General features: G+C 71.6%; 17 protein-coding genes. 5 read left to right on the top strand and 12 right to left on the bottom strand.

Translation table 11 applies throughout. From position 1 onward, the window contains the following. Positions 1 to 2: 2 nt before the first annotated feature. From ACY34M_RS20565 to ACY34M_RS20555, 3 genes are all read right to left on the bottom strand, one after another. Entirely contained in the window at positions 3 to 314 is a 312-nt protein-coding gene (locus tag ACY34M_RS20565; RefSeq protein WP_462722210.1) for a WhiB family transcriptional regulator, read from the bottom strand. A gap of 245 nt (positions 315 to 559) precedes the next feature. Then, positions 560 to 2,281 (bottom strand): adenine deaminase C-terminal domain-containing protein, encoded by a 1,722-nt coding sequence (locus tag ACY34M_RS20560; RefSeq protein WP_462722211.1) that lies wholly within the window; start codon positions 2,279 to 2,281, stop codon positions 560 to 562. Between the two features lie 74 nt (positions 2,282 to 2,355). After that, positions 2,356 to 3,729, bottom strand: coding sequence for an NCS2 family permease (locus ACY34M_RS20555; RefSeq protein ID WP_462722212.1), 1,374 nt, complete (start codon positions 3,727 to 3,729; stop codon positions 2,356 to 2,358). 239 nt (positions 3,730 to 3,968) lie between these two features. On the opposite strand from ACY34M_RS20555, the gene ACY34M_RS20550 reads away from it, so the two are divergent. Then, positions 3,969 to 4,946, top strand: a complete 978-nt coding sequence (locus ACY34M_RS20550; RefSeq protein ID WP_462722213.1) for a LacI family DNA-binding transcriptional regulator — start codon at positions 3,969 to 3,971, stop codon at positions 4,944 to 4,946. Between the two features lie 25 nt (positions 4,947 to 4,971). Here the strand turns inward: ACY34M_RS20550 and ACY34M_RS20545 are convergent, their stop codons facing one another. The 5 genes from ACY34M_RS20545 to ACY34M_RS20525 all read right to left on the bottom strand — a co-directional run bounded on the left by ACY34M_RS20545 (position 4,972) and on the right by ACY34M_RS20525 (position 9,752). After that, a complete protein-coding gene (locus ACY34M_RS20545; RefSeq protein ID WP_462722214.1) occupies positions 4,972 to 5,784 on the bottom strand; it encodes an MOSC domain-containing protein in 813 nt (270 codons plus the stop codon). 22 nt (positions 5,785 to 5,806) lie between these two features. After that, positions 5,807 to 6,793, bottom strand: coding sequence for an aliphatic sulfonate ABC transporter substrate-binding protein (locus tag ACY34M_RS20540; RefSeq protein ID WP_462722215.1), 987 nt, complete (start codon positions 6,791 to 6,793; stop codon positions 5,807 to 5,809). A 73-nt stretch (positions 6,794 to 6,866) separates the two neighbouring features. Next, complete coding sequence (locus ACY34M_RS20535; protein ID WP_462722216.1) at positions 6,867 to 7,676, bottom strand: ABC transporter ATP-binding protein; 810 nt, start codon at positions 7,674 to 7,676, stop codon at positions 6,867 to 6,869. Further along, positions 7,673 to 8,485: an ABC transporter permease gene (locus ACY34M_RS20530; protein WP_462722217.1), complete on the bottom strand. Its 813-nt coding sequence runs from the start codon at positions 8,483 to 8,485 to the stop codon at positions 7,673 to 7,675. Before ACY34M_RS20530 ends, ACY34M_RS20535 begins: the two co-directional genes overlap by 4 nt. A 19-nt stretch (positions 8,486 to 8,504) precedes the next feature. Beyond that, positions 8,505 to 9,752: an ROK family transcriptional regulator gene (locus tag ACY34M_RS20525; protein WP_462722351.1), complete on the bottom strand. Its 1,248-nt coding sequence runs from the start codon at positions 9,750 to 9,752 to the stop codon at positions 8,505 to 8,507. A gap of 328 nt (positions 9,753 to 10,080) precedes the next feature. Between ACY34M_RS20525 and ACY34M_RS20520 the strand changes: the two genes are divergently transcribed. The 4 genes from ACY34M_RS20520 (at position 10,081) to ACY34M_RS20505 (ending at position 13,098) form a co-directional block, all read left to right on the top strand. Further along, positions 10,081 to 11,409, top strand: coding sequence for a family 43 glycosylhydrolase (locus ACY34M_RS20520; RefSeq protein WP_462722218.1), 1,329 nt, complete (start codon positions 10,081 to 10,083; stop codon positions 11,407 to 11,409). Positions 11,410 to 11,545: 136 nt separating this feature from the next. After that, positions 11,546 to 11,752, top strand: a complete 207-nt coding sequence (locus tag ACY34M_RS20515) for a DUF2180 family protein (RefSeq protein WP_462722219.1) — start codon at positions 11,546 to 11,548, stop codon at positions 11,750 to 11,752. Continuing rightward, the gene (locus tag ACY34M_RS20510; RefSeq protein ID WP_462722220.1) at positions 11,752 to 12,201 is read left to right on the top strand and encodes a Fur family transcriptional regulator; all 450 of its coding nucleotides are present in this window, start codon (positions 11,752 to 11,754) and stop codon (positions 12,199 to 12,201) included. The genes ACY34M_RS20515 and ACY34M_RS20510 overlap by 1 nt, the downstream gene beginning before the upstream one ends. A gap of 138 nt (positions 12,202 to 12,339) precedes the next feature. Continuing rightward, complete coding sequence (locus ACY34M_RS20505; RefSeq protein WP_462722221.1) at positions 12,340 to 13,098, top strand: class I SAM-dependent methyltransferase; 759 nt, start codon at positions 12,340 to 12,342, stop codon at positions 13,096 to 13,098. Here the strand turns inward: ACY34M_RS20505 and ACY34M_RS20500 are convergent. From ACY34M_RS20500 to ACY34M_RS20485, 4 genes are all read right to left on the bottom strand, one after another. After that, positions 13,079 to 14,086 carry an MASE1 domain-containing protein gene (locus ACY34M_RS20500; RefSeq protein WP_462722222.1) on the bottom strand — a complete coding sequence of 336 codons (1,008 nt, stop codon included), beginning with the start codon at positions 14,084 to 14,086 and terminating at the stop codon, positions 13,079 to 13,081. The genes ACY34M_RS20505 and ACY34M_RS20500 overlap by 20 nt on opposite strands. Positions 14,087 to 14,206: 120 nt before the next feature. Further along, complete coding sequence (locus ACY34M_RS20495; RefSeq protein WP_462722223.1) at positions 14,207 to 15,052, bottom strand: PP2C family protein-serine/threonine phosphatase; 846 nt, start codon at positions 15,050 to 15,052, stop codon at positions 14,207 to 14,209. A gap of 100 nt (positions 15,053 to 15,152) precedes the next feature. Then, complete coding sequence (locus ACY34M_RS20490; RefSeq protein WP_462722224.1) at positions 15,153 to 16,592, bottom strand: MFS transporter; 1,440 nt, start codon at positions 16,590 to 16,592, stop codon at positions 15,153 to 15,155. A gap of 67 nt (positions 16,593 to 16,659) precedes the next feature. Then, positions 16,660 to 17,169 carry a nucleoside deaminase gene (locus ACY34M_RS20485; protein ID WP_462722225.1) on the bottom strand — a complete coding sequence of 170 codons (510 nt, stop codon included), beginning with the start codon at positions 17,167 to 17,169 and terminating at the stop codon, positions 16,660 to 16,662. Positions 17,170 to 17,171: the final 2 nt, after the last annotated feature.

The raw sequence follows: 17,171 nt of genomic DNA, 5'->3' as shown, positions 1-17,171 counted from the left end.
CCTTACGACACCCGTGCGGGCTCTGCCCGAAGAGGCCGCTCGTGCTCGGCGCGGGCGGCCTCGAGCAGTCGCCGCCACGAGGTGACGGTCGGCCGCCGGCGCAGCAGCGCGCGGCGCTCACGCTCGGTCATGCCGCCCCACACCCCGTGCTGGATCCGCTGGTCCAGCGCGTGGGCCAGGCATTCGGTCTTGATGACGCATCCGGCACAGATCCGCTTGGCGCTGCTCTGCGCGGCACCCTCGACGAACAACTCGTCGGGATCCGTCGTGCGGCATGCGGCCCGGTCCCACCCGGAAACCTGATCGTGACGCAACTCTTCCGCCCCCTTCTCCGTATCGCCTCTCAGCGTAGTCGCGTCGTCACTTTAGGCCATACGTGCAGCTCGCGCACCCCACCCTTGCTGAACACATGGTCAATTGGCGTTGAGAAAAGGACAAAAGGCGCAGGATTACGGGCAGTTGCGCGAGGTGAGAGGCACTGTGCGTGACTGGCCGGACAGGAGAAAACGATCGCGCCCCGCCCGGCCTGAGCCGGACGGGGCGCGGTGGAACGGCGCGGTCAGCGGGTCGTTGTCGCCCCCACGGCCTCTCGGCGGACGACGTCCACCAGGGAACGGTCGGTGATCTTCAGGGCGGGTGAGACGGCGAGGGTCAGCGTGGACACGCTCATGAACGGGTTGAGATGGCGCCAGCCCCAGCCCTCCAACGCCCCCCGTACCGCGGCCGCCTGATCGGCGACGTCACCGGCCGGGCGTGCGGACAGCACACCGCCCACGGGCAGCGGCATGCGCGCGGCGATCGACTCGCCCTCGGGTCCGCGGACCACGGCGACGCCTCCCCCGTCGGCGACGACGGCCGCCGCCGCGGACGCCATCGCGGCGCGGGACGTGCCGATGGTCAGCAGGTTGTGGCTGTCGTGGGCGTACGTCGATGCCACGGCGCCGTCGGCGAGTTCGCGGCCGAGGAGGGGTGCGAAGACCGCGCCGTCACGTCCGTAGCGGTTGCGGACGCGGACGAGGGTGGTGCGGCCCTCCCACTGCACCTCGCCACCGTGGACCGGGAGTTGGATCTCGGCCGCTTCGGTGTAGGTGTCGCGTTCGTTGACCCGCATGGCGCGGAATGTGTGTTCGCCGTCGGGCAGGTCGACGGTCCAGCGGAAGGTGTCCGCATCCTGCGGTTCGACGTCGATGCGGCTGCCGAGCGGTGCGACGGCCGGGGCGTCGGAGGCCGCGGCCTCGGGCTGTGCGGGGGCGCCGTTCTCCCCCACCCGTCGGCCGCCGGCGAACACCATCGCCGGGTCGAACGAGGCGAGTTCGCCGCGCAGCAGCACCAGGTCGGCGCGCTTGCCCGGTGACACGACGCCGCGGTCGTGGAGGCGAAGGCGCTGGGCCGGCGTCCACGTCAGGGCCTTCAGGACGACGTGCGGCGGAAATCCGGCGGCCACGGCGACCCGTGCGATGTGGTCGAGGTGTCCCTTGTCGACGATGTGGTCGGCGGCGAGGTCGTCGGTGACCAGGCACAGCGGCGGGAGCTGCGGCAGGGCGAGCAGCGCCTGCGCCACCTCCTCGTTCAGACACTTCTCCTGCAGCATCATCGTCATGCCGAGGCGGGCCTTCTCCAGGACCACTTCGGTGCGGTTCTTGGTGTGGTCGGAGTCGACGCCGGTGGCCAGGTAGGCGCTGAGCTCGACGCCGGTCAGGTTCGGGCAGTGACCGTCGAGGATCACGTCCTGTGCGCGGGCCGCGGCGGTGATCTCGTGCATCCTGCGGTCGCCCGCGACCACGGCCCGGTAGTCCATCACCTCGCCGAGCGCGACGACACCGGGCCAGCGCAGCATCTCCGCGATGTCGTCGGCGGACAGCGCCGCCCCCGCGTGCTCCAGGCCCTCCAGGGCGGGCACGCAGGACGGGACGCCCCACAGCTGGGTCTGGGCGGTCTCCCGGCCGGCGTCGATCATCCAGCGCATGGCGTCGCGCCCGGCGACGTTGACGATCTCGTGCGGGTCGGCGAGGACGGTCGTCGTGCCCCGCGCGAGCGTCACCGCGGCGAACTCCTGCGGTGTCAGGAACGCGCTCTCGATGTGCATGTGGGCGTCCAGGAAGCCGGGGACGACCAGCATGCCCGTCGCGTCGATCTCCTCGCGGGCGTCGGCCGGGGTGCCCGGCGGCAGCACCGCGCTGATCGTCTCGCCCCGTACGAGGACGTCGGCGGCGAACTCCTCGCCGGTGAAGGTGGACACCACGCGCCCGCCGCTGATCCGGAGGTCGTGCTGCTCACTCATGGGGTCGTGCTCCTTCGGAAGGGGTGTCGTCACGCGCGGCGGGATGTCGTCACGGGCCGAGGGCGTGGACGTCGTCACGGGACGAGTGTGTAGAAGTAGTAGCCCAGCGGGACCATGACGATCCACAGCGGCCAGGGCACCTCGCGGACGCGGCCGCTGACGGTCTTGACCAGGACGTGGGCGGCGAGTCCGACCGCGATGCCGGTGCCGAAGTTGCCGAAGAAGAGGGTGGTCGCGACGGTGAGGGCGGCCGGGATCGCGTTGGTCGGGTCCTTGAAGTCGACGTTCTTCAGGGCGCCGAGCATGTTCAGACCGATGTAGATCAGCACGGGCGCGGTCGCCGCGGAGGGGATCAGCGTCGCGAACGGCGTGACGAGGAGCAGCAGCCCGAACCCGCACGCGGCCCACACGGACGCGAGGCCGGTCTTGCCGCCCGCGTCGGCGGCGGCCGAGGACTCCAGGTAGGCCGTCATCGACGGGGCGCCGACGGCGGAACCGCCCATCACGGAGACCGAGTCGACGAGGAAGGGGCGGCGGGAGCCGGGGATGTTGCCGTCCTTGTCGAGCAGCCCGGCGCGTCCCGAGACGGCGAGGAGGGTGCCGGTCATGGAGAAGAACTCGGACACGAAGAAGGCGAAGATGTACGGGAAGTACTCGGGCTTGAGCGCCCCGATGATGTCGATGTCGAAGAACAGCGGCCCTGGCGAGTCCGGGGCGGAGAAGAGGCTGTCGGGGACGTCGGTCACGCCGAGCGGCACACCGACGATCGTGACGGCCGCGATGGTGATGAGGAACGCGCCGGGCACCTTGCGCGAGGCGAGCGCGGTGAGCAGCAGCAGTCCGCCGAGGGCGAGCAGCCCCGCGGGCTTCGACAGGTCGCCGACGGCGAGGGCGGCCTTGTCGGCGTTGCCGACGACGAGGTCGGCGTCGCGGAAGCCGATGAGGGCGATGTAGAGGCCGAGGCCGCCGCTGATGGCGTACTTGAGGTTCATCGGCATCAGGCGCGTGACGAGGTCACGGATGCCGAGCAGGGTCAGCACAAGGAAGGCGACACCGGACCAGAACACCATGCCGAGCGCGGTGTCCCACGGAACGTGGTCCTGGCCGACGATGGTGAAGGCGACGAGTGCGACACCGCCGAGGCCCGGCGCGACGACGAACGGCAGGTTGGCGACGAGGCCCATGGCCAGCGTCGCGAGGGCGATGGCGATGATGACGGCGGTGGTCGCGGCGCCGTGCGGCACTCCCGCGCCCGCCAGCTGGCCGGGGACCACGACGACCGCGTAGGCCGCGGCCATGAACATCGAGGCGCCGGCGACGAGTTCGGTGCGGTGGTTGCTGCCGCGCCCGCGGACGCGGAAGAGCCGTTCGACGAGCGACTCGGATGTGGGCTCGGGCTCGGGGGCGGCGTCGGCCTGCTCGCCGGAGGGCGGAGCGGTGGTGGACATGGGGACCTCGGCGGGATGAGGGGTGGGCAGGTCGGTCCGCGGCGTCGTCGGCGCGAGAGGGCGCGGGGCGTGCGGGGCACCCGACTGGGTACGGTCTCTGCAACCGGTCTCTGCAACCGGTTGCAGAGACCGGTTGCAGGTATCATGACACGGCATAAAGAGAAAGTGAACAGCGGCTCGGCAGAACCTCAGGGCGGCGGGCCGGGACGCGCGGTCGGGACGGCGAGCAGGGGGCAGCAGTGGCGACGCTCATGGACGTGGCACAGGCGGCGGGGGTGTCGAAGGCGACCGCGTCGCGGGCCCTGCAGCGCCCGGACATGGTCGCGGAGGCCACCCGGCTGCGGGTGCGGGAGGCGGCGGACCGGCTCGGCTTCCAGCCCAACGCGGCGGCCCGCGCCCTGACCACGGGCCGCACGGGACTGGTCGGCCTCATCGTGCCGACGCTCTCGAACCCCTTCTTCGCTCCCCTGGTCATCGGCGCGCAGCAGGCGGCGGAGGACACCGAGAGCCATCTGCTGATCGCGGTGTCCGAGTACGACGCGGAGCGCGAGGCCGCGCTGGCCGACCGGCTGTCGGAGCAGGCCGACGGGCTGATCATGGTGACTCCGGTGGGCACGGACGCGGCGCTGCGCGAGCGGTTCAGGCGCCAACCCCTGGTGCTGGTCGACCGCCAGGTGGGCCGGCTTCCCGCCGTCGTGGCCGACACCGCGGCGGGTCTCGCCGAGCTCCTCGGGCATCTGCTGGAGCTCGGCCACCGCGACATCGCCTACGTGTCCGGTCCCGCGGCTTCCTGGGCGGACGAGCAGCGGCGCGCGGCGCTCACCGCGCAGGCCGCTCGGGCGGACGCGCGCATCCATGTGCTGGGCCCGCTGCCGCCCACGTTCGACGCCGGGATCGAGGCCTCGCGCACGCTGCCCGGCGCGGCGACGGCCGTCCTCGCGTACAACAGCTATCTCGCGCTGGGCCTGCTGCACGGGCTCGGCACGACCGGGCGGCGGGTCCCGGAGGACATCAGCCTGGCGGCGGCCGACGACCTGAGCACGCTCGGTGCGACCACGCCGCCGGTGACCGCGCTCGATGTGCCGCTGCGGCAGGTCGGCACGCTCGCGGTGACCCGGCTCCACGAACTGGTCGACGGGCAGCGGCGCACGGTGACGTCCCGGCTGCCGGCGGCGCCGGTGCTCCGCGCGTCGACGGCGCCGCCGCGGGTCTCCTGAATACAGCGCCCGGTGGCCGGCAGGTTCAGTGGCTCAACGCCGCCGGGGCCGCGTCCAGCTCCAGTGCGTCGCCGACCCTGATCCGGCCGGGTGTCAGTACGTCCGCGTACACCCCGAACAGGACGCCGCGGCCCAGGGTGCTCTGGCCGAGGCCCCGGTAGCGCTTGATCAGGGAGAGCGCGCGCACACCGCCGGAGCCGTCGACCGGGTCGCGGTTGACGGCGCCGCAGCGCTTCACCGGGCCCTCGACGCGCAGCACCGCCTCGCCGATGCGCAGCGTCCGACCCTCCCAGGTGTCCTCCGTGTGGGGTTCGGCGCCACCGAAGCCGAGTGTCATGCGAAAGCGCCGGGCGTCGACCGCGTCGAGGCCGGAGTGGTGGGCCAGTTCGGCCACGGAGGCGTCGCCGAGGAGGGTGACGGGCCGCAGGTCCACGCCGCCGTTGTCGGCGTCGGGGCGCACCAGGCGGACCGGTTGGCCCACGCTCTCCGAGAGGGCCTTCACCCATGGGCCCTCGACGAACCTGCCGGGCACCTTGTGGTGCCGGAAGAAGTCGACCTCCACCGCCTCCCCGAGCCGCACCTCGTCGCTGACGACCGTGCCGTCCGGGCAGGTCACGGTCAGCACACCGCTGTCGGCGGCGTAGTGGGCGGTGTGTCCGGCCCAGGCGCCCGTGCGGGTCATGGACAGCAGGTTGCCCTCCGCGTCGACCAGGAGGAAGGCGCGGTCGCCCGCCACCCCCGTTCTGGTCAGCTCCACCTCGTCCCGTGGTACGACCCCGAACCCCTTGACGGCCGTGGTCGTGAGTGAGGTGACCTGGAGTCCTGGAAAGGGTGTCACGGGCCTGCGCTCCCCTGCGTGGCTACTTGGCGTACGTCTCCGAGTACAGATCGGCCACGTAATACTTTCCCGGATCGGTGTTGTCGTCCAGTTGCTTGTTGCGGACGAAGAAGTCGCCGAGCTTCTTGAGCCAGGTGTCCACCTCGCCGCTCTTGGTCTTGGCGACGAGGTCCTTGGTGGAGAGGGTCTGGACGTGGGAGGCGTCGGCCTTGGCCTGGGCCTCGGTGACCTGGAGCATCTTGGCGGTGAGCGCGATGGTCTCCTCGGGGTGTTCCTGGCGCCAGTCGTTGGCCTGCTGGAGCACCTTGACGACCTTCTTGTTCTTCTCCTCGGGCACCTTGTTGCCCGCGACGAACGCCGTCGGGAAGGAGTCCTTGGTGTCCTTGGTGCTGGCTATCTCGTGCAGGCCCGGCACCTTCTTCTTGATGGTGTCGATGGCGGGGTAGAAGAAGCCGGCCCCGTCGATCTTCCCCGAGGAGAAGGCGGAGACGATGGTGGACGGGTCCATGTTGACCTTGGTGATGTCCTTCGTCGTCATCCCGGCCTTCGCCAGGGCGATGTTGAGGATCATGTCCCCGGAGGTGCCCTCGGGGACGCCGACCCGCTTGCCCTTGAGGTCCTTCATGGACTTCATGCCGGGTTGTCCGATGACACGGTCGGCGTAGGTGAGGGTGTCGACGGCGATGACCTTGGCCTTGCCGGAGGCGGGCAGCCACATGGCGCCGGGGCCGATGTAGCCGTAGTCGAGGCTGTCGGCGCTGAGGGCCTGGATCTGGACCGGGCCGTTGTTGAACGCCTTCACCTTCGCGGTGAGGTCGGCCTTCTTCCACAGGCCCTGCTTCTCGGCGATGGCGAGCAGGCTGGCGCCGTTGTAGTCGGCGATGTAGCCGAAGCGGACCGTGTTGTCGTCCTCGGAGCCGCTGCCGGAGCAGGCGGTGACGGAGAGCGAGAGCATCAGGGCGGCGGGCAGCGCCGTGAGGGTGGTGCGCCTGATCCTGCTTCTGGGCATGCTGGACGTCCTCTCGGGTGGTGCGGGGGGGGCTTGGCTGAATGCGGTGTGTGCGGGCGCGGGTGATGGTGTGTCAGGCGGCGCCGGCCGGTGCTTCCTGGTGGTAGACGGAAGTCCACACGTCGTTGCGGATGCGCCGGAATTCGGGTGAGAGCCGGATCTCCTCGGTGCGCGGGTACGGCAGGTCGACGTCGATGACGCGGTGGACGCGGCCGGGCCTTGCGGCCATGACGACGACGCGGCTGGCGAGGTAGACCGCCTCGTCGACGTCGTGGGTGATGAAGAGGACCGTGCGCTTCTCCTGGCTCCAGGTCGCGAGCAGCTGGTCCTGCAGCTGCACCCGGGTCAGGGCGTCGAGCGCGCCGAACGGCTCGTCCATCAGCAGGACTTGGGGGTCGACCGCGTAGGCACGGGCGATGGCGCAGCGCTGCTTCATGCCGCCGGACAGGGTCTTGGGCAGCGCGTCGGCGAACTCGTCGAGGCCGACGAGGGCGATGGCCGCTTCGGCGCGGCGACGCCGCTCCGCGGTGGGTACGGAGGCCAGCTTGAGCCCGAACTCGACGTTCTGGCGGACCGTCAGCCAGGGGAAGAGCGCGTACTGCTGGAAGATCACGCCGCGGTCGGGGCCGGGGCCCGACACCGGGGTGCCGTCGACGAGGACGCTGCCCGAGTCGGGTTCCTGGAGTCCGGCGGCCATGCTCATCAGGGTGGACTTGCCGCAGCCCGAGGGGCCGACGACGGTGACGAACTCCTGGTCCGCGATGTCCAGGCTGATCCCGTCCAGCGCGGTGAAGGTGGTCCCCTTGAGCGGGAAGGTCTTCACCACGTCCCGAAAGCTGATCTTGCTGTCCGGTGTCCTGTCCTGCACTGCCTTGCCGTTCATCGCCGCTCCTGCCAGCCGGTGAGGCGTCGTTCGGCCAGCAGCAGAAGCCGGTCCATGACGAGCCCGAGCACACCGATAGTGATCAGGGACACGAAGATCGTGTCCATTTCGAACCAGGTGGACGCCTTCTGCATCCGATAGCCCAAGCCCTCCTGGGCGCCGATGAGTTCGGCGGCGACCACGGTGGCCCAGGACGCGCCGAGGCCGATGCGCATGCCGACGAGGATGAAGGGGGTGGAGGCGGGGACGACCACCTTGGCGAAGATGGTCCGGTCGGAGGCGCCGAGCACCCGCGCCGCGTTGATCAGCGTCTTGTCGACGTCGACGACTCCCTGGAAGGAGGAGACGACGCAGGCCATGAAGGACGCCAGGAAGATCACGGCGATCTTCGGCACCTCGCCGATGCCGAGCAGCACCACCGCCAGCGGAATCAGGGCGAGCGGCGGGATGGTGCGGAAGAACTGGATGTACGGCTCGACCAGGGCGCGCACCGTCGGGTACCAGCCCATGAGGAAGCCGATCGGCACGGCGGCGAGCACGCCGAGGGCGTAGCCGAACAGGACGCGGCGCAGGCTGGCGAGGGTGTCGTCGGCCAGGGTGCCGTCGGAGATCATGTCGCCGGCCTTCTCGGCGACGGCCGCGGGGGTGGGCAGGTTCTCGACCCAGCCGAGGGCGGCCACGACGCCCCACACGGCGACCCCGGCCACCACGGCGACGACGTTCAGGATCAGGGGCCGGCCCCGGCGGCGGCGTGGTGGCCGCGCTTGTGTCTCGGCGGCTGTCTTCCGGGCGGGGGTGATCACAGCCATGGGTTCCTCGCTGGTGGCTTCACGCGTGCTCCTCGGGGGCGGGCTGCGGGTAGTGGGTCAGCAGGGGGGATTCGTGGAGGACGAGGGCGATGCCGCCGAGCGCGCTGCCGGCCTCGCCGAGCGTGGCGCGGCGCAGGTCCAGGTGGTGGTGGGCCAGCGGCATCAGATGCCGGCGCAGGGTGCGTTCGACGGGGTCGAGGAGTGCGGGCCCTGCCTCGGCGAGTTCGCCGCCGACGACGATGACACCGGCGCCGACGACGTGGCAGACGGAGGCGAGTACGGTGCCGACGTCGGCGCCGACGTGCTCCAGCACGTCGAGGGCGGCCGGTTCGGCGGCGGCGACCGCTTCGAGGAATCCGGTGAGGTCCCGGGCCCGGCCGCCCGATTCGCGGTAGCGGTACAGCACCGCGTCGAGCGAGGCGCGGGTCTCCAGGCAGCCGGTCCCGCCGCACTCGCAGGTGCGGCCCATCGGGTCGACGGTGACGTGTCCGAACTCGCCGGACAGGCCGTACCGGCCGCGGTGCAGGGCGCCGCCGACGACGAGGCCGCCGCCGACGCCGTGCGAAAGCCGCAGATAGAGCACGTCGCTGCTGTCGGCAGCCGCGCCCCAGACCGCTTCGGCGAGTGCGGCGAGCCGGGTGTTGTTGTCGAGCAGCACCGGTGCCCCGAACCGTTTGCGCAGCAGGTCGGGGAGGCCGTCGATGCCCTGGGCGTGGGCGTGTTCGCTGCCGGGGTCGGCGATCGGTCCGACGACGCCGACGCCGATGGCGGTGAGGGCGTCGAGGTGGACCCCGGAGGACCGGCCCTGACCACCGGACTCGGCCGCATCGGCATCGGCCGGGCCGGTGGCCAGGGAGGCGAGGAGGCGTTCCGCCACGTCGACCCGTTCGGGCCAGGAGAGGTCGGGGGCGTGTCGTTCGCTCGCCGAACCGACGACCTCATGGGCGAAGTTGACGGCGGCGACGTGCACCGCGCGCCGCGCGAAGTCGATGCCGACCGCTTCGCCCGCGGCCGGGTTCAGGCTGAGCTTCTCCACGGGGCGGCCGCGCTTGCGTGTCTCGGCCTGCGGGGTGCTGGCGACCACGGCGCCGCTGCCGAGGAGGGCGGCGACGATGTCGTAGAGCGTGGTGCGGCTCAGTCCGCTGCGGGTGCTCAACTCGGCGCGGCTCAGCGGGCCTTGTTTGCGGAGCAGCTCGAGAACGGACTGCTCGTGGCCGCGCCGGAGCCGCGTCAGCGGGCCGTCGTGTTCGTGCATGCCGCACAGCATGTGAGGGCCGACCATTTTCGTCAATGAGTCGGAACGAAATCCGTGCGACGGATTCCGCCCCAACAACACTCCCCCGCATACGGCTTGGCCTGGGACGATGCGCTTTATCGCCCTCCAGCACCGGTTTCCGGCACGCTCGGGGAACGCCATACGACTGCAACATTCGCCGCTGACCAGCGCCCTCTTGACCCTCGTACCGCCGTTCACGCGCTCATTTATGTAGGCGCTCTTGACTTAAATCTCGGCCGGGCTGAAGCATGCTCGCACCACGACACCACGACACCACGCTGCCCGCCATCACCGGCGACGAGCCAAGGAGCCACGTCTGATGACCAGGGAAGAGCACAACGGAACGCACATCGGCCGACGGGGTGTGCTGGCCGGCATCGCCGGTTCCATGGGGGCGGTGGCGCTGCCCTCGACCGCGGCGCACGCCCGGCCCGCCGATGTCGGCGCGCGGCGGCCGTATCCGCCCAACTGGCCGACGCTCGAACCGTACGGGCTCGCGGACACCCGCAAGGACCTGTGGCCGCGCGAGGACAACTCCTTCGTCCTGCCGCTCGAACTGCGCCCCCGCGACGAGGAATTGGGGCGCGTCTGGATGCGTGACACGTACGTCAACTGCTTCGTCGTCGACGGCCGCCCGCTCTACGTGGCCACCGGCACGACGCGCGTGCCGGGCCTCTCGGCGGCCGGGCCGTGGAACGACGGCATCTTCGTGTGGACCGCGCCGTCGCTGCACGGCCCGTGGCGCCTCGCCGACACGACCGGCATCCGGCCGGGCGCCGAGCGCGGCAAGGTGTGGTCGCCGGAGTTCGTGGACGAGAACCGGCCGGGCCGCACGGTCGTCGCGCCGTGGCAGGAGTACTGGTACGACGACCAGTTCGGCAAGCGGGCCAACGCCTGGGCGCCCGAGCTGCACCGCTTCCGCGACAAGTGGTACATCGTCGCGTGCATGGGCGACCACTCCAAGCTGGTCGGCTCCTTCATGCTGGTGAGCGACGGCGGGGTCGAGGGCCCCTACCGGCTCGTCGACGGCAATCTCGACAAGCCGTTCGGCGACGTGGTGCCCGGCGGGCCCGCGTTCATCAAGCCCGGCGCGTACCACCACATCGACGGGGGTCTCTTCACCGAGGGCGACGACGCGTGGCTGGTGCTGCACAACCACGTGTACGCGAAGTTCCGTGACGACATGGAGGACATCGTCCCGACGACGAACCTCCCGGCGTTCCGGCAGACCCCGTACTCCCCCGAGCCGTATCTGGAGGGCGCCTACGTGTTCAAGCACGGCGGCAAGTACTTCCTGGTGCACGCGGCGTGGGACCGCGCCTCGGCCAATGCCGACGGCAGCACCCGCTACGCGTACGACCCGGCGGGCACCGGCCGCACGCAGTACCAGTACGACGCGGTGGTCGCCGTCGCCGACCGCCTGGAGGGCCCGTACTCGAAGCGCTGGACGGCGGGTGTCGGCGCCGGGCACAACAACTTCTTCAAGGACCACCACGGAGGCCTGTGGGGCACGTTCTTCCGCAACCCGGCCTTCGGCTACTGGGCCGACCCCTCCCGTTCCGGGGAGGCAGCGGTGGCCGGTGTCGTACGCCTGGAGTGGACCGGACCGAAGGGCAATCGCCTGTACGTGAAGCGGGCCAAGTCGTGACTCCGACCCAGAAGAGACGGGAACCTAGATTGGACTCAATCCAAAGAGGGACGTACCGTAAAGGGAACCGAGGTACAAATCAGCGCAGCCAGTGACGCCTGCCACCTCCGGTGACAATCCCCCACGGAGGCACCCCATGGCTTGCTACGACTGCATCCAGGAAAACCGTCCCGACACCACCGGCATCGGCATCTGCACCCGCTGCGGACTGGCCACCTGCCACGACCACTCGCGCGTGCTCGCGACCCACATCCAGCGGGCCAACGGCATGAGCCGCACCACCAGCAGGCGCGCCGGGCGGCGCGTCGTCTGCCGCACTTGCCTGGCCGCCGAGGCCGCGTAATGACGGGCCAGGACGCGGACGAGCTGCTGCGGCGCAAGGGCCTGCGCAGCACGGCCCAGCGGCGCGCCGTGCTGGCGGCGCTCCAGGGTCGGCCGCACGCGTCCGCGGCCGACCTGGAGGAGCGGATCGGAGCGTCCACGTCCGACGGCTCCCGCGGGGGCCTGTCGCGTCAGGGCCTCTACAACGTCCTGGAGGACCTGACGCGGGTCCATCTCGTGCGCTGCGTCGAGCCGGCGGGCTCCCCCGCCCGGTACGAGCTGCGCGTCGGGGACAACCACCATCACCTGGTCTGCCGCTCCTGCGGCCGGATCGAGGACGTGGACTGCGCCGTCGGCGCGGCGCCCTGCCTGGACCCGATCGAGGACCGCGGCTTCACCGTCGACGAGGCCGAGGTCACCTGGTGGGGGCAGTGCGCCGACTGCCGCGACGCGGAGCAGCGGCCCGACTGAGGCACGGGGCCCCGGACGCGGGCCTTGTGCACGCGCCCGACCCTGCGCCGCGAACTTTGTGGCTCCTGCCAGTCGGCCCGGCGGCGCTCCGCGAGAAGACTGCTCGCAGACATCACCGAGCCCGTCCCTGGAGGCAGTGTGAGTACGAGCGCGGAGCAGCAGTACGACCGGATCGGCGAGGCGTTCGAGGGCTTCAAGGCCCTCCTTCTGGCCCGCCATGTCGAGGTTCCCAGCTTCTTGTCGCTGGTCGGCGACGTGCGCGGCAAGTCCGTCCTGGACCTCGCCTGCGGCACCGGTTTCTACAGCCGTCTGTTCAAGCGGCGCGGCGCCGACGACGTGTGCGGCATCGACATCTCCGGCGAGATGGTGGACGTCGCCCGCCGCATCGAGAAGGCCGACCCGCTCGGCGTGCGCTATGCCGTCGGCGACGTCGCGACCACCGGCGCTCCCGGCGGGGGCCGCTACGACATCGCCACCGCCGTCAACCTGCTCAACTACGCGGAGACCGTCGACGCGATGACGGCCATGTGCCGGACCGTCCACGCCGCGCTGCGCCCCGGCGGCACCTTCTACGCCCTGAATCAGAGCCCCGACTACGACTTCGAGGGCCCGAGCCCCCGCCCGTACGGCTTCCACTGCGAGCTCGAGGGCAGCAGTGTCGAGGTCGGCCCACGGGTGCGGGTCACCGCGTTCCTCGACCCCGAGCCCGTCTCGTTCGTCGCGAGCCTCCCGCGCCGTGAGGTCTACGCCGAGGCGCTGACGCGCGCCGGATTCACGGATGTCGCGTGGTCCCCGCTGTCGGTCTCGGCGGAGGGCCGGGCGGCCTTCCCCGACGGGTTCTGGGACGACTACGCGGCCAATCCGCCCTTCGAGCTGCTCACAGCCCGCCGCCCCTGATCCTCGGCCGCCCCTCCGGGGGCTCGGGCGGGTGCCTGTCGGAGGGGTCCGGTGTGTGCTCGCCCGCGGCGAGGTGTTCCAGCAGCTCGGCGAGTTCGTTGCAGGCCTGCTGGACCGAGCGGCGGGTGTTGCGCTGCTCGGCGACGAGCGCGGACAGCAGCAGAGCCGTCAGCGCGGCGGCTCCGTTGAACGCCTGGAGCTTGGACATGACCTCGATGTCGGAGAGGTTGACGAACGAGCCCCGCCCCTCGTGCGCCGCGTAGGTGGTGAGCACGGAGGCGAACAGCGCGCACAGCATGCTTCCGGCCAGCTCGAAGCGGAGCGCGGCCCAGATCAGCAGGGGGAAGACGAGGAAGAGCATGCTGGGCGAGCTGAACACGGCCAACGGCGCGAGCAGCAGGACCGCGGCCGCCAGACACGCGGCCTCCACCCACCGCCCGACCGACATGCGGCGCGCCGTCCCCCGCCAGCAGGCGAGGAAGCCCCGGACGAGGACCAGCAGCAGCGGCGTCACGAGCAGCACGCCCATGGCGTCGCCCACCCACCAGGCCAGCCACACGGGCCAGAAGTCGCCCGTGTCCAGTGAGCCCGTCCACACCTGTGGCGCGACGCCGGCCGTCGCGCTGATGAGCATGGAGCCGAAGCCGCCGAGGAAGACCAGGCTGGTCCCGTCGCGCAGCCGGGACACGTCGGGTCTGAAGCCGACCCAGCGCAGGGCCAGGTAGGCGCCGAGCGGCGCCGCGGTGTTGCCCGCGACGGTGACCAGGGAGGTGAGCTGGGGGACGGTGAGCGAGGTGATCGTGAGGAAGGCGCCGAGGGCGATACCGGGCCACACCCCCACGCCGAACACGAGCAGGGCGGCGACGGCGACGCCGGTCGGCGGCCAGATGGGCGTGACCACGACACCTTCGACGCCGACCTGCCCCAGCAGACCGAGACGTCCCGCCATGTAGTAGCAGGCGGCCACGGCGAGTGACTTCAGGGCCATCTCCATGGCCGGCCGGAACCGCCGAGAAATCACCACAGCAGCCATCACACTACGAGCGGGGCTCCTCGGCCACGCGAAACGGCCCGCTCGGGTCGCTTCCGTGCCCTGCGGCAGCCTGTTTCAGTCGGCCGCCGGGCGCCGCCCCACGCCGCCGACGTCGTGGCCGACGACGAGCACGGCGGCGTCGTCCTCATGGCCCACCGAATCCGCCAGCTTCATCACTCCGCTGGCGAGTGTGTCGACACCGAGCCCGGCCGCGGCGGTGACCTCGGCGAGCCGCTGCACCCGGCTCAGCCCGGCGTCGAGGTCGAGGGACGGCCCCTCGACGACGCCGTCGGTGGGCAGGACGAACACACCGCCGGTGGTGAGCCGGTGGCAGGCGACGGGGAAGGTGGCGCCCTCCAGCACGCCGAGCGGCGGCCCGCCCTCGTCGTCGTCGATGCCCGACCGGCCGTCGGCGGTCGCCCAGATGTGCGGGATGTGACCGGCCCGCGCGCACTCCAGGGTGCCGCTGGCCGGGTCGAGCCGCAGGAACGTGCAGGTGGCGAAGAGCTCCGTGTCGAGAGAGAGCAGGAGGTCGTTGGTGCGGCCGAGCAGCTCCCCGGGATCCCCGGTGACCGAGGCCAGCGCGCGCAGCACGACCCGGACCTGGCCCATGTAGGCGGCCGCCTGGATGTTGTGCCCCTGGACGTCGCCGATGGACAGGCCGATGCAGCCGTCGGCCATGGTGAAGGCGTCGTACCAGTCGCCGCCGACGTTGAGCCCGTGGTTGGCGGGCATGTAACCGACGGCGAGGCGGACCCCGTCGGGGCTGGGGAGGTCCCTGGGCAGCATGCCTCTTTGCAGCGCGACGGCCAGTTCGACCCGTGAGCGCTGCATCTGTGCCAGCTCGCGCGCACGGGCGGTGAGCGCGCCGAGCTTGGTCAGCAACTCCTGGCCGTCCTCGGCGGACTCGCTGCGGAACATTGTTCGCCCCGTTCGCGGGAGATTTCTCCCCACTGTGCCCGCCGACCGCGCCGGTCGCACGCGGACGGCGGCGCGAGCGGTACGGAGCCTGGCCGCGGGGCTACTTTCCGGTGCGCCGCGTCCTCGCCAGCACGGCCGTGCCGAGCGCGGCCACGAGCAGGCCGATCAGCGGCCAGCGCACCGCCGTGGTGAAGCCGTGCAGCAGCGCGGTGCGGTGCGGGGCCGCGAAACCGGCGGCGGCTCCGGCAGCCACCGTGTTGAAGACGGCCGAGCCGATGGAGCCGCCGACCTGCTGCGCCGAGTTGAGGGACGCCGACGCGATACCGGAGTCCTCCGGCGGGAGGTTGGCCGTCGCCGTGGTCATCAGGGCCAGGAAGGTGCCGCCCATGCCGATGCCGAACAGTGCGAGTCCCGGCAGGATCCCGGTCGCGTAGTCGGCGTCCACCGTCAGCCGGCTCAGCCACCACAGGCCCGAGGCGGCGATGACGAGACCGCTCGCCATCATGACGCGGGCGCCGAGCCGGGGCAGCAGCCGGGTGCCGAGCTGTGTCGCGGTCAGGGTGGTGATCAGGCTCAGCGGCAGGAAGCCGAGGCCGGTGCGGGCCGCCGACCAGCCGAGGACGCTCTGCAGGTGGAAGGTGAGGAAGAGCGAGAGGGACAGCTGCGCCGCCATCAGGCAGGCGCCCGCGACGAGCGCCGCCACGCGCGCGGGGTCGCGCAGCAGACGCGGCGGCAGCAGCGGGGTGCGGGCCCTGCGCAGCCAGAAGGCGAAGAGGACGAGCAGCACCAGTCCCGCCGTCAGCGCCGTGACCACCGGTCGGCCCGTCCAGCCGCTCTGCTCCGCCGCGCTGAACCCGTAGACGAGCAGGGTCAGTCCGCCGCAGGCGAGCAGCGCGCCGGGCACGTCGAGGCGGCCGCGGGTGCGGGGCGCCGTGTCGGCGGGCATGAGCGCGCTGCCCGCGAGGGCCGCCGCGGCGAAGACGACATTGACGTAGAGGCACCAGCGCCAGCCAGCGGTCTGGGTCAGCACGCCGCCGAGGGTGACGCCCAGGGCGCCGCCCGCACCGCCGAGAGCGCCGAACACGGCGATGGCGCGGCGGCGTTCGCGCAGGTCCGGGAAGGTCGTCGTGATGAGGGCGAGGGCGCTCGCGGCCAGCAGTGCGGCGAACACCCCTTGCAGGGCGCGGGCCGCGAACAGCGTGCCGGCCGCCGGGGCCGCGCCGCCCGCGGCGGAGGCGACCGCGAAGCCGGCGAGGCCGGTCAGGAAGACGCGTTTGCGGCCGACGAGGTCGGCGATCCGGCCCGCGAGCAGCAGCAGTCCACCGAAGGCGAGGGTGTACGAGGTGATGGCCCAGGGGCGGGCCGCGTCGCTCATGCCGAGGTCGCGCTGCATGGAGGGCAGTGCGACGTTCACGATGGTCGCGTCCAGCAGGATCATCAGCTGGGCGAGCCCGAGCACGGCGAGGCCCCACCAGCGGCGTGGTGGGGCCGGCGGTGCTGCTGCGGCGGTGGCCGCGGCGGCGGCGCAGTCCTGTGTCATCGAGTGTGGTTGTCCGTGGGGTCCGGTTCCGGAGGAGGCGGGGTGATCTTCGCACCTCGTGAAGGGCTCAGGCGCTGGTGGGGGCGCCGGGGACGCGGCGGTCGCCGCCGTTGCGCTGCTGCCACTCTCGGTAGACCTCGACGGCGTCGGCGTGCGGCTCGTAGGTCATCGGCAGCCGGCGCTCGTCCCAGTTCTTGGCGAACTCGCCGTAGAACGTGTCGAGCTCGAAGTACTTGCGGTCGTCGACGTAGTGCGGGGCGTAGGCGTCGCGGGTCGTGACGAAGACGACCTCGGCGGGGCTGCAGTAGTAGAGCGCGGCCAGGCACATCGGGCACGGGTGGGCGAGGACGTAGATCGTGGCGTCGGTGAGGTGCTCGGTGCCCAGCTTGGTGCAGGCCTCGCGGATGGCGAGGATCTCCGCGTGGGCGGTGGGGTCGTTGGTCTGGGCGACCTGGTTGGGGCTCTCCGCGATGATCTCGCCGTTCTGGACGATGACGGTCGCGAACGGACGGCCTCCGTCGGCGACGTTGGCGCGGGCGATGTCGATGGTGCGCTGGGCGAAGTCCTTGACGTCCATGG

It is taken from the genome of Streptomyces sp. EDA2-14, from assembly GCF_054963755.1.
This window is presented reverse-complemented; position numbering and strand designations above follow the sequence as displayed.

Excerpts from the sequence above, each read along its gene's own strand:
- ACY34M_RS20560 (WP_462722211.1), bottom strand. The coding sequence starts at position 2,281 with ATGAGTGAGCAGCACGACCTCCGGATCAGCGGCGGGCGCGTGGTGTCC.
- ACY34M_RS20555 (WP_462722212.1), bottom strand. The coding sequence starts at position 3,729 with ATGTCCACCACCGCTCCGCCCTCCGGCGAGCAGGCCGACGCCGCCCCC.
- ACY34M_RS20540 (WP_462722215.1), bottom strand. The coding sequence starts at position 6,793 with ATGCCCAGAAGCAGGATCAGGCGCACCACCCTCACGGCGCTGCCCGCC.
- ACY34M_RS20535 (WP_462722216.1), bottom strand. The coding sequence starts at position 7,676 with ATGAACGGCAAGGCAGTGCAGGACAGGACACCGGACAGCAAGATCAGC.
- ACY34M_RS20530 (WP_462722217.1), bottom strand. The coding sequence starts at position 8,485 with ATGGCTGTGATCACCCCCGCCCGGAAGACAGCCGCCGAGACACAAGCG.
- ACY34M_RS20525 (WP_462722351.1), bottom strand. The coding sequence starts at position 9,752 with ATGCTGTGCGGCATGCACGAACACGACGGCCCGCTGACGCGGCTCCGG.
- ACY34M_RS20520 (WP_462722218.1), top strand. The coding sequence starts at position 10,081 with ATGACCAGGGAAGAGCACAACGGAACGCACATCGGCCGACGGGGTGTG.
- ACY34M_RS20515 (WP_462722219.1), top strand. The coding sequence starts at position 11,546 with ATGGCTTGCTACGACTGCATCCAGGAAAACCGTCCCGACACCACCGGC.
- ACY34M_RS20510 (WP_462722220.1), top strand. The coding sequence starts at position 11,752 with ATGACGGGCCAGGACGCGGACGAGCTGCTGCGGCGCAAGGGCCTGCGC.
- ACY34M_RS20500 (WP_462722222.1), bottom strand. The coding sequence starts at position 14,086 with ATGGCCCTGAAGTCACTCGCCGTGGCCGCCTGCTACTACATGGCGGGA.
- ACY34M_RS20495 (WP_462722223.1), bottom strand. The coding sequence starts at position 15,052 with ATGTTCCGCAGCGAGTCCGCCGAGGACGGCCAGGAGTTGCTGACCAAG.
- ACY34M_RS20490 (WP_462722224.1), bottom strand. The coding sequence starts at position 16,592 with ATGACACAGGACTGCGCCGCCGCCGCGGCCACCGCCGCAGCAGCACCG.
- ACY34M_RS20485 (WP_462722225.1), bottom strand. The coding sequence starts at position 17,169 with ATGGACGTCAAGGACTTCGCCCAGCGCACCATCGACATCGCCCGCGCC.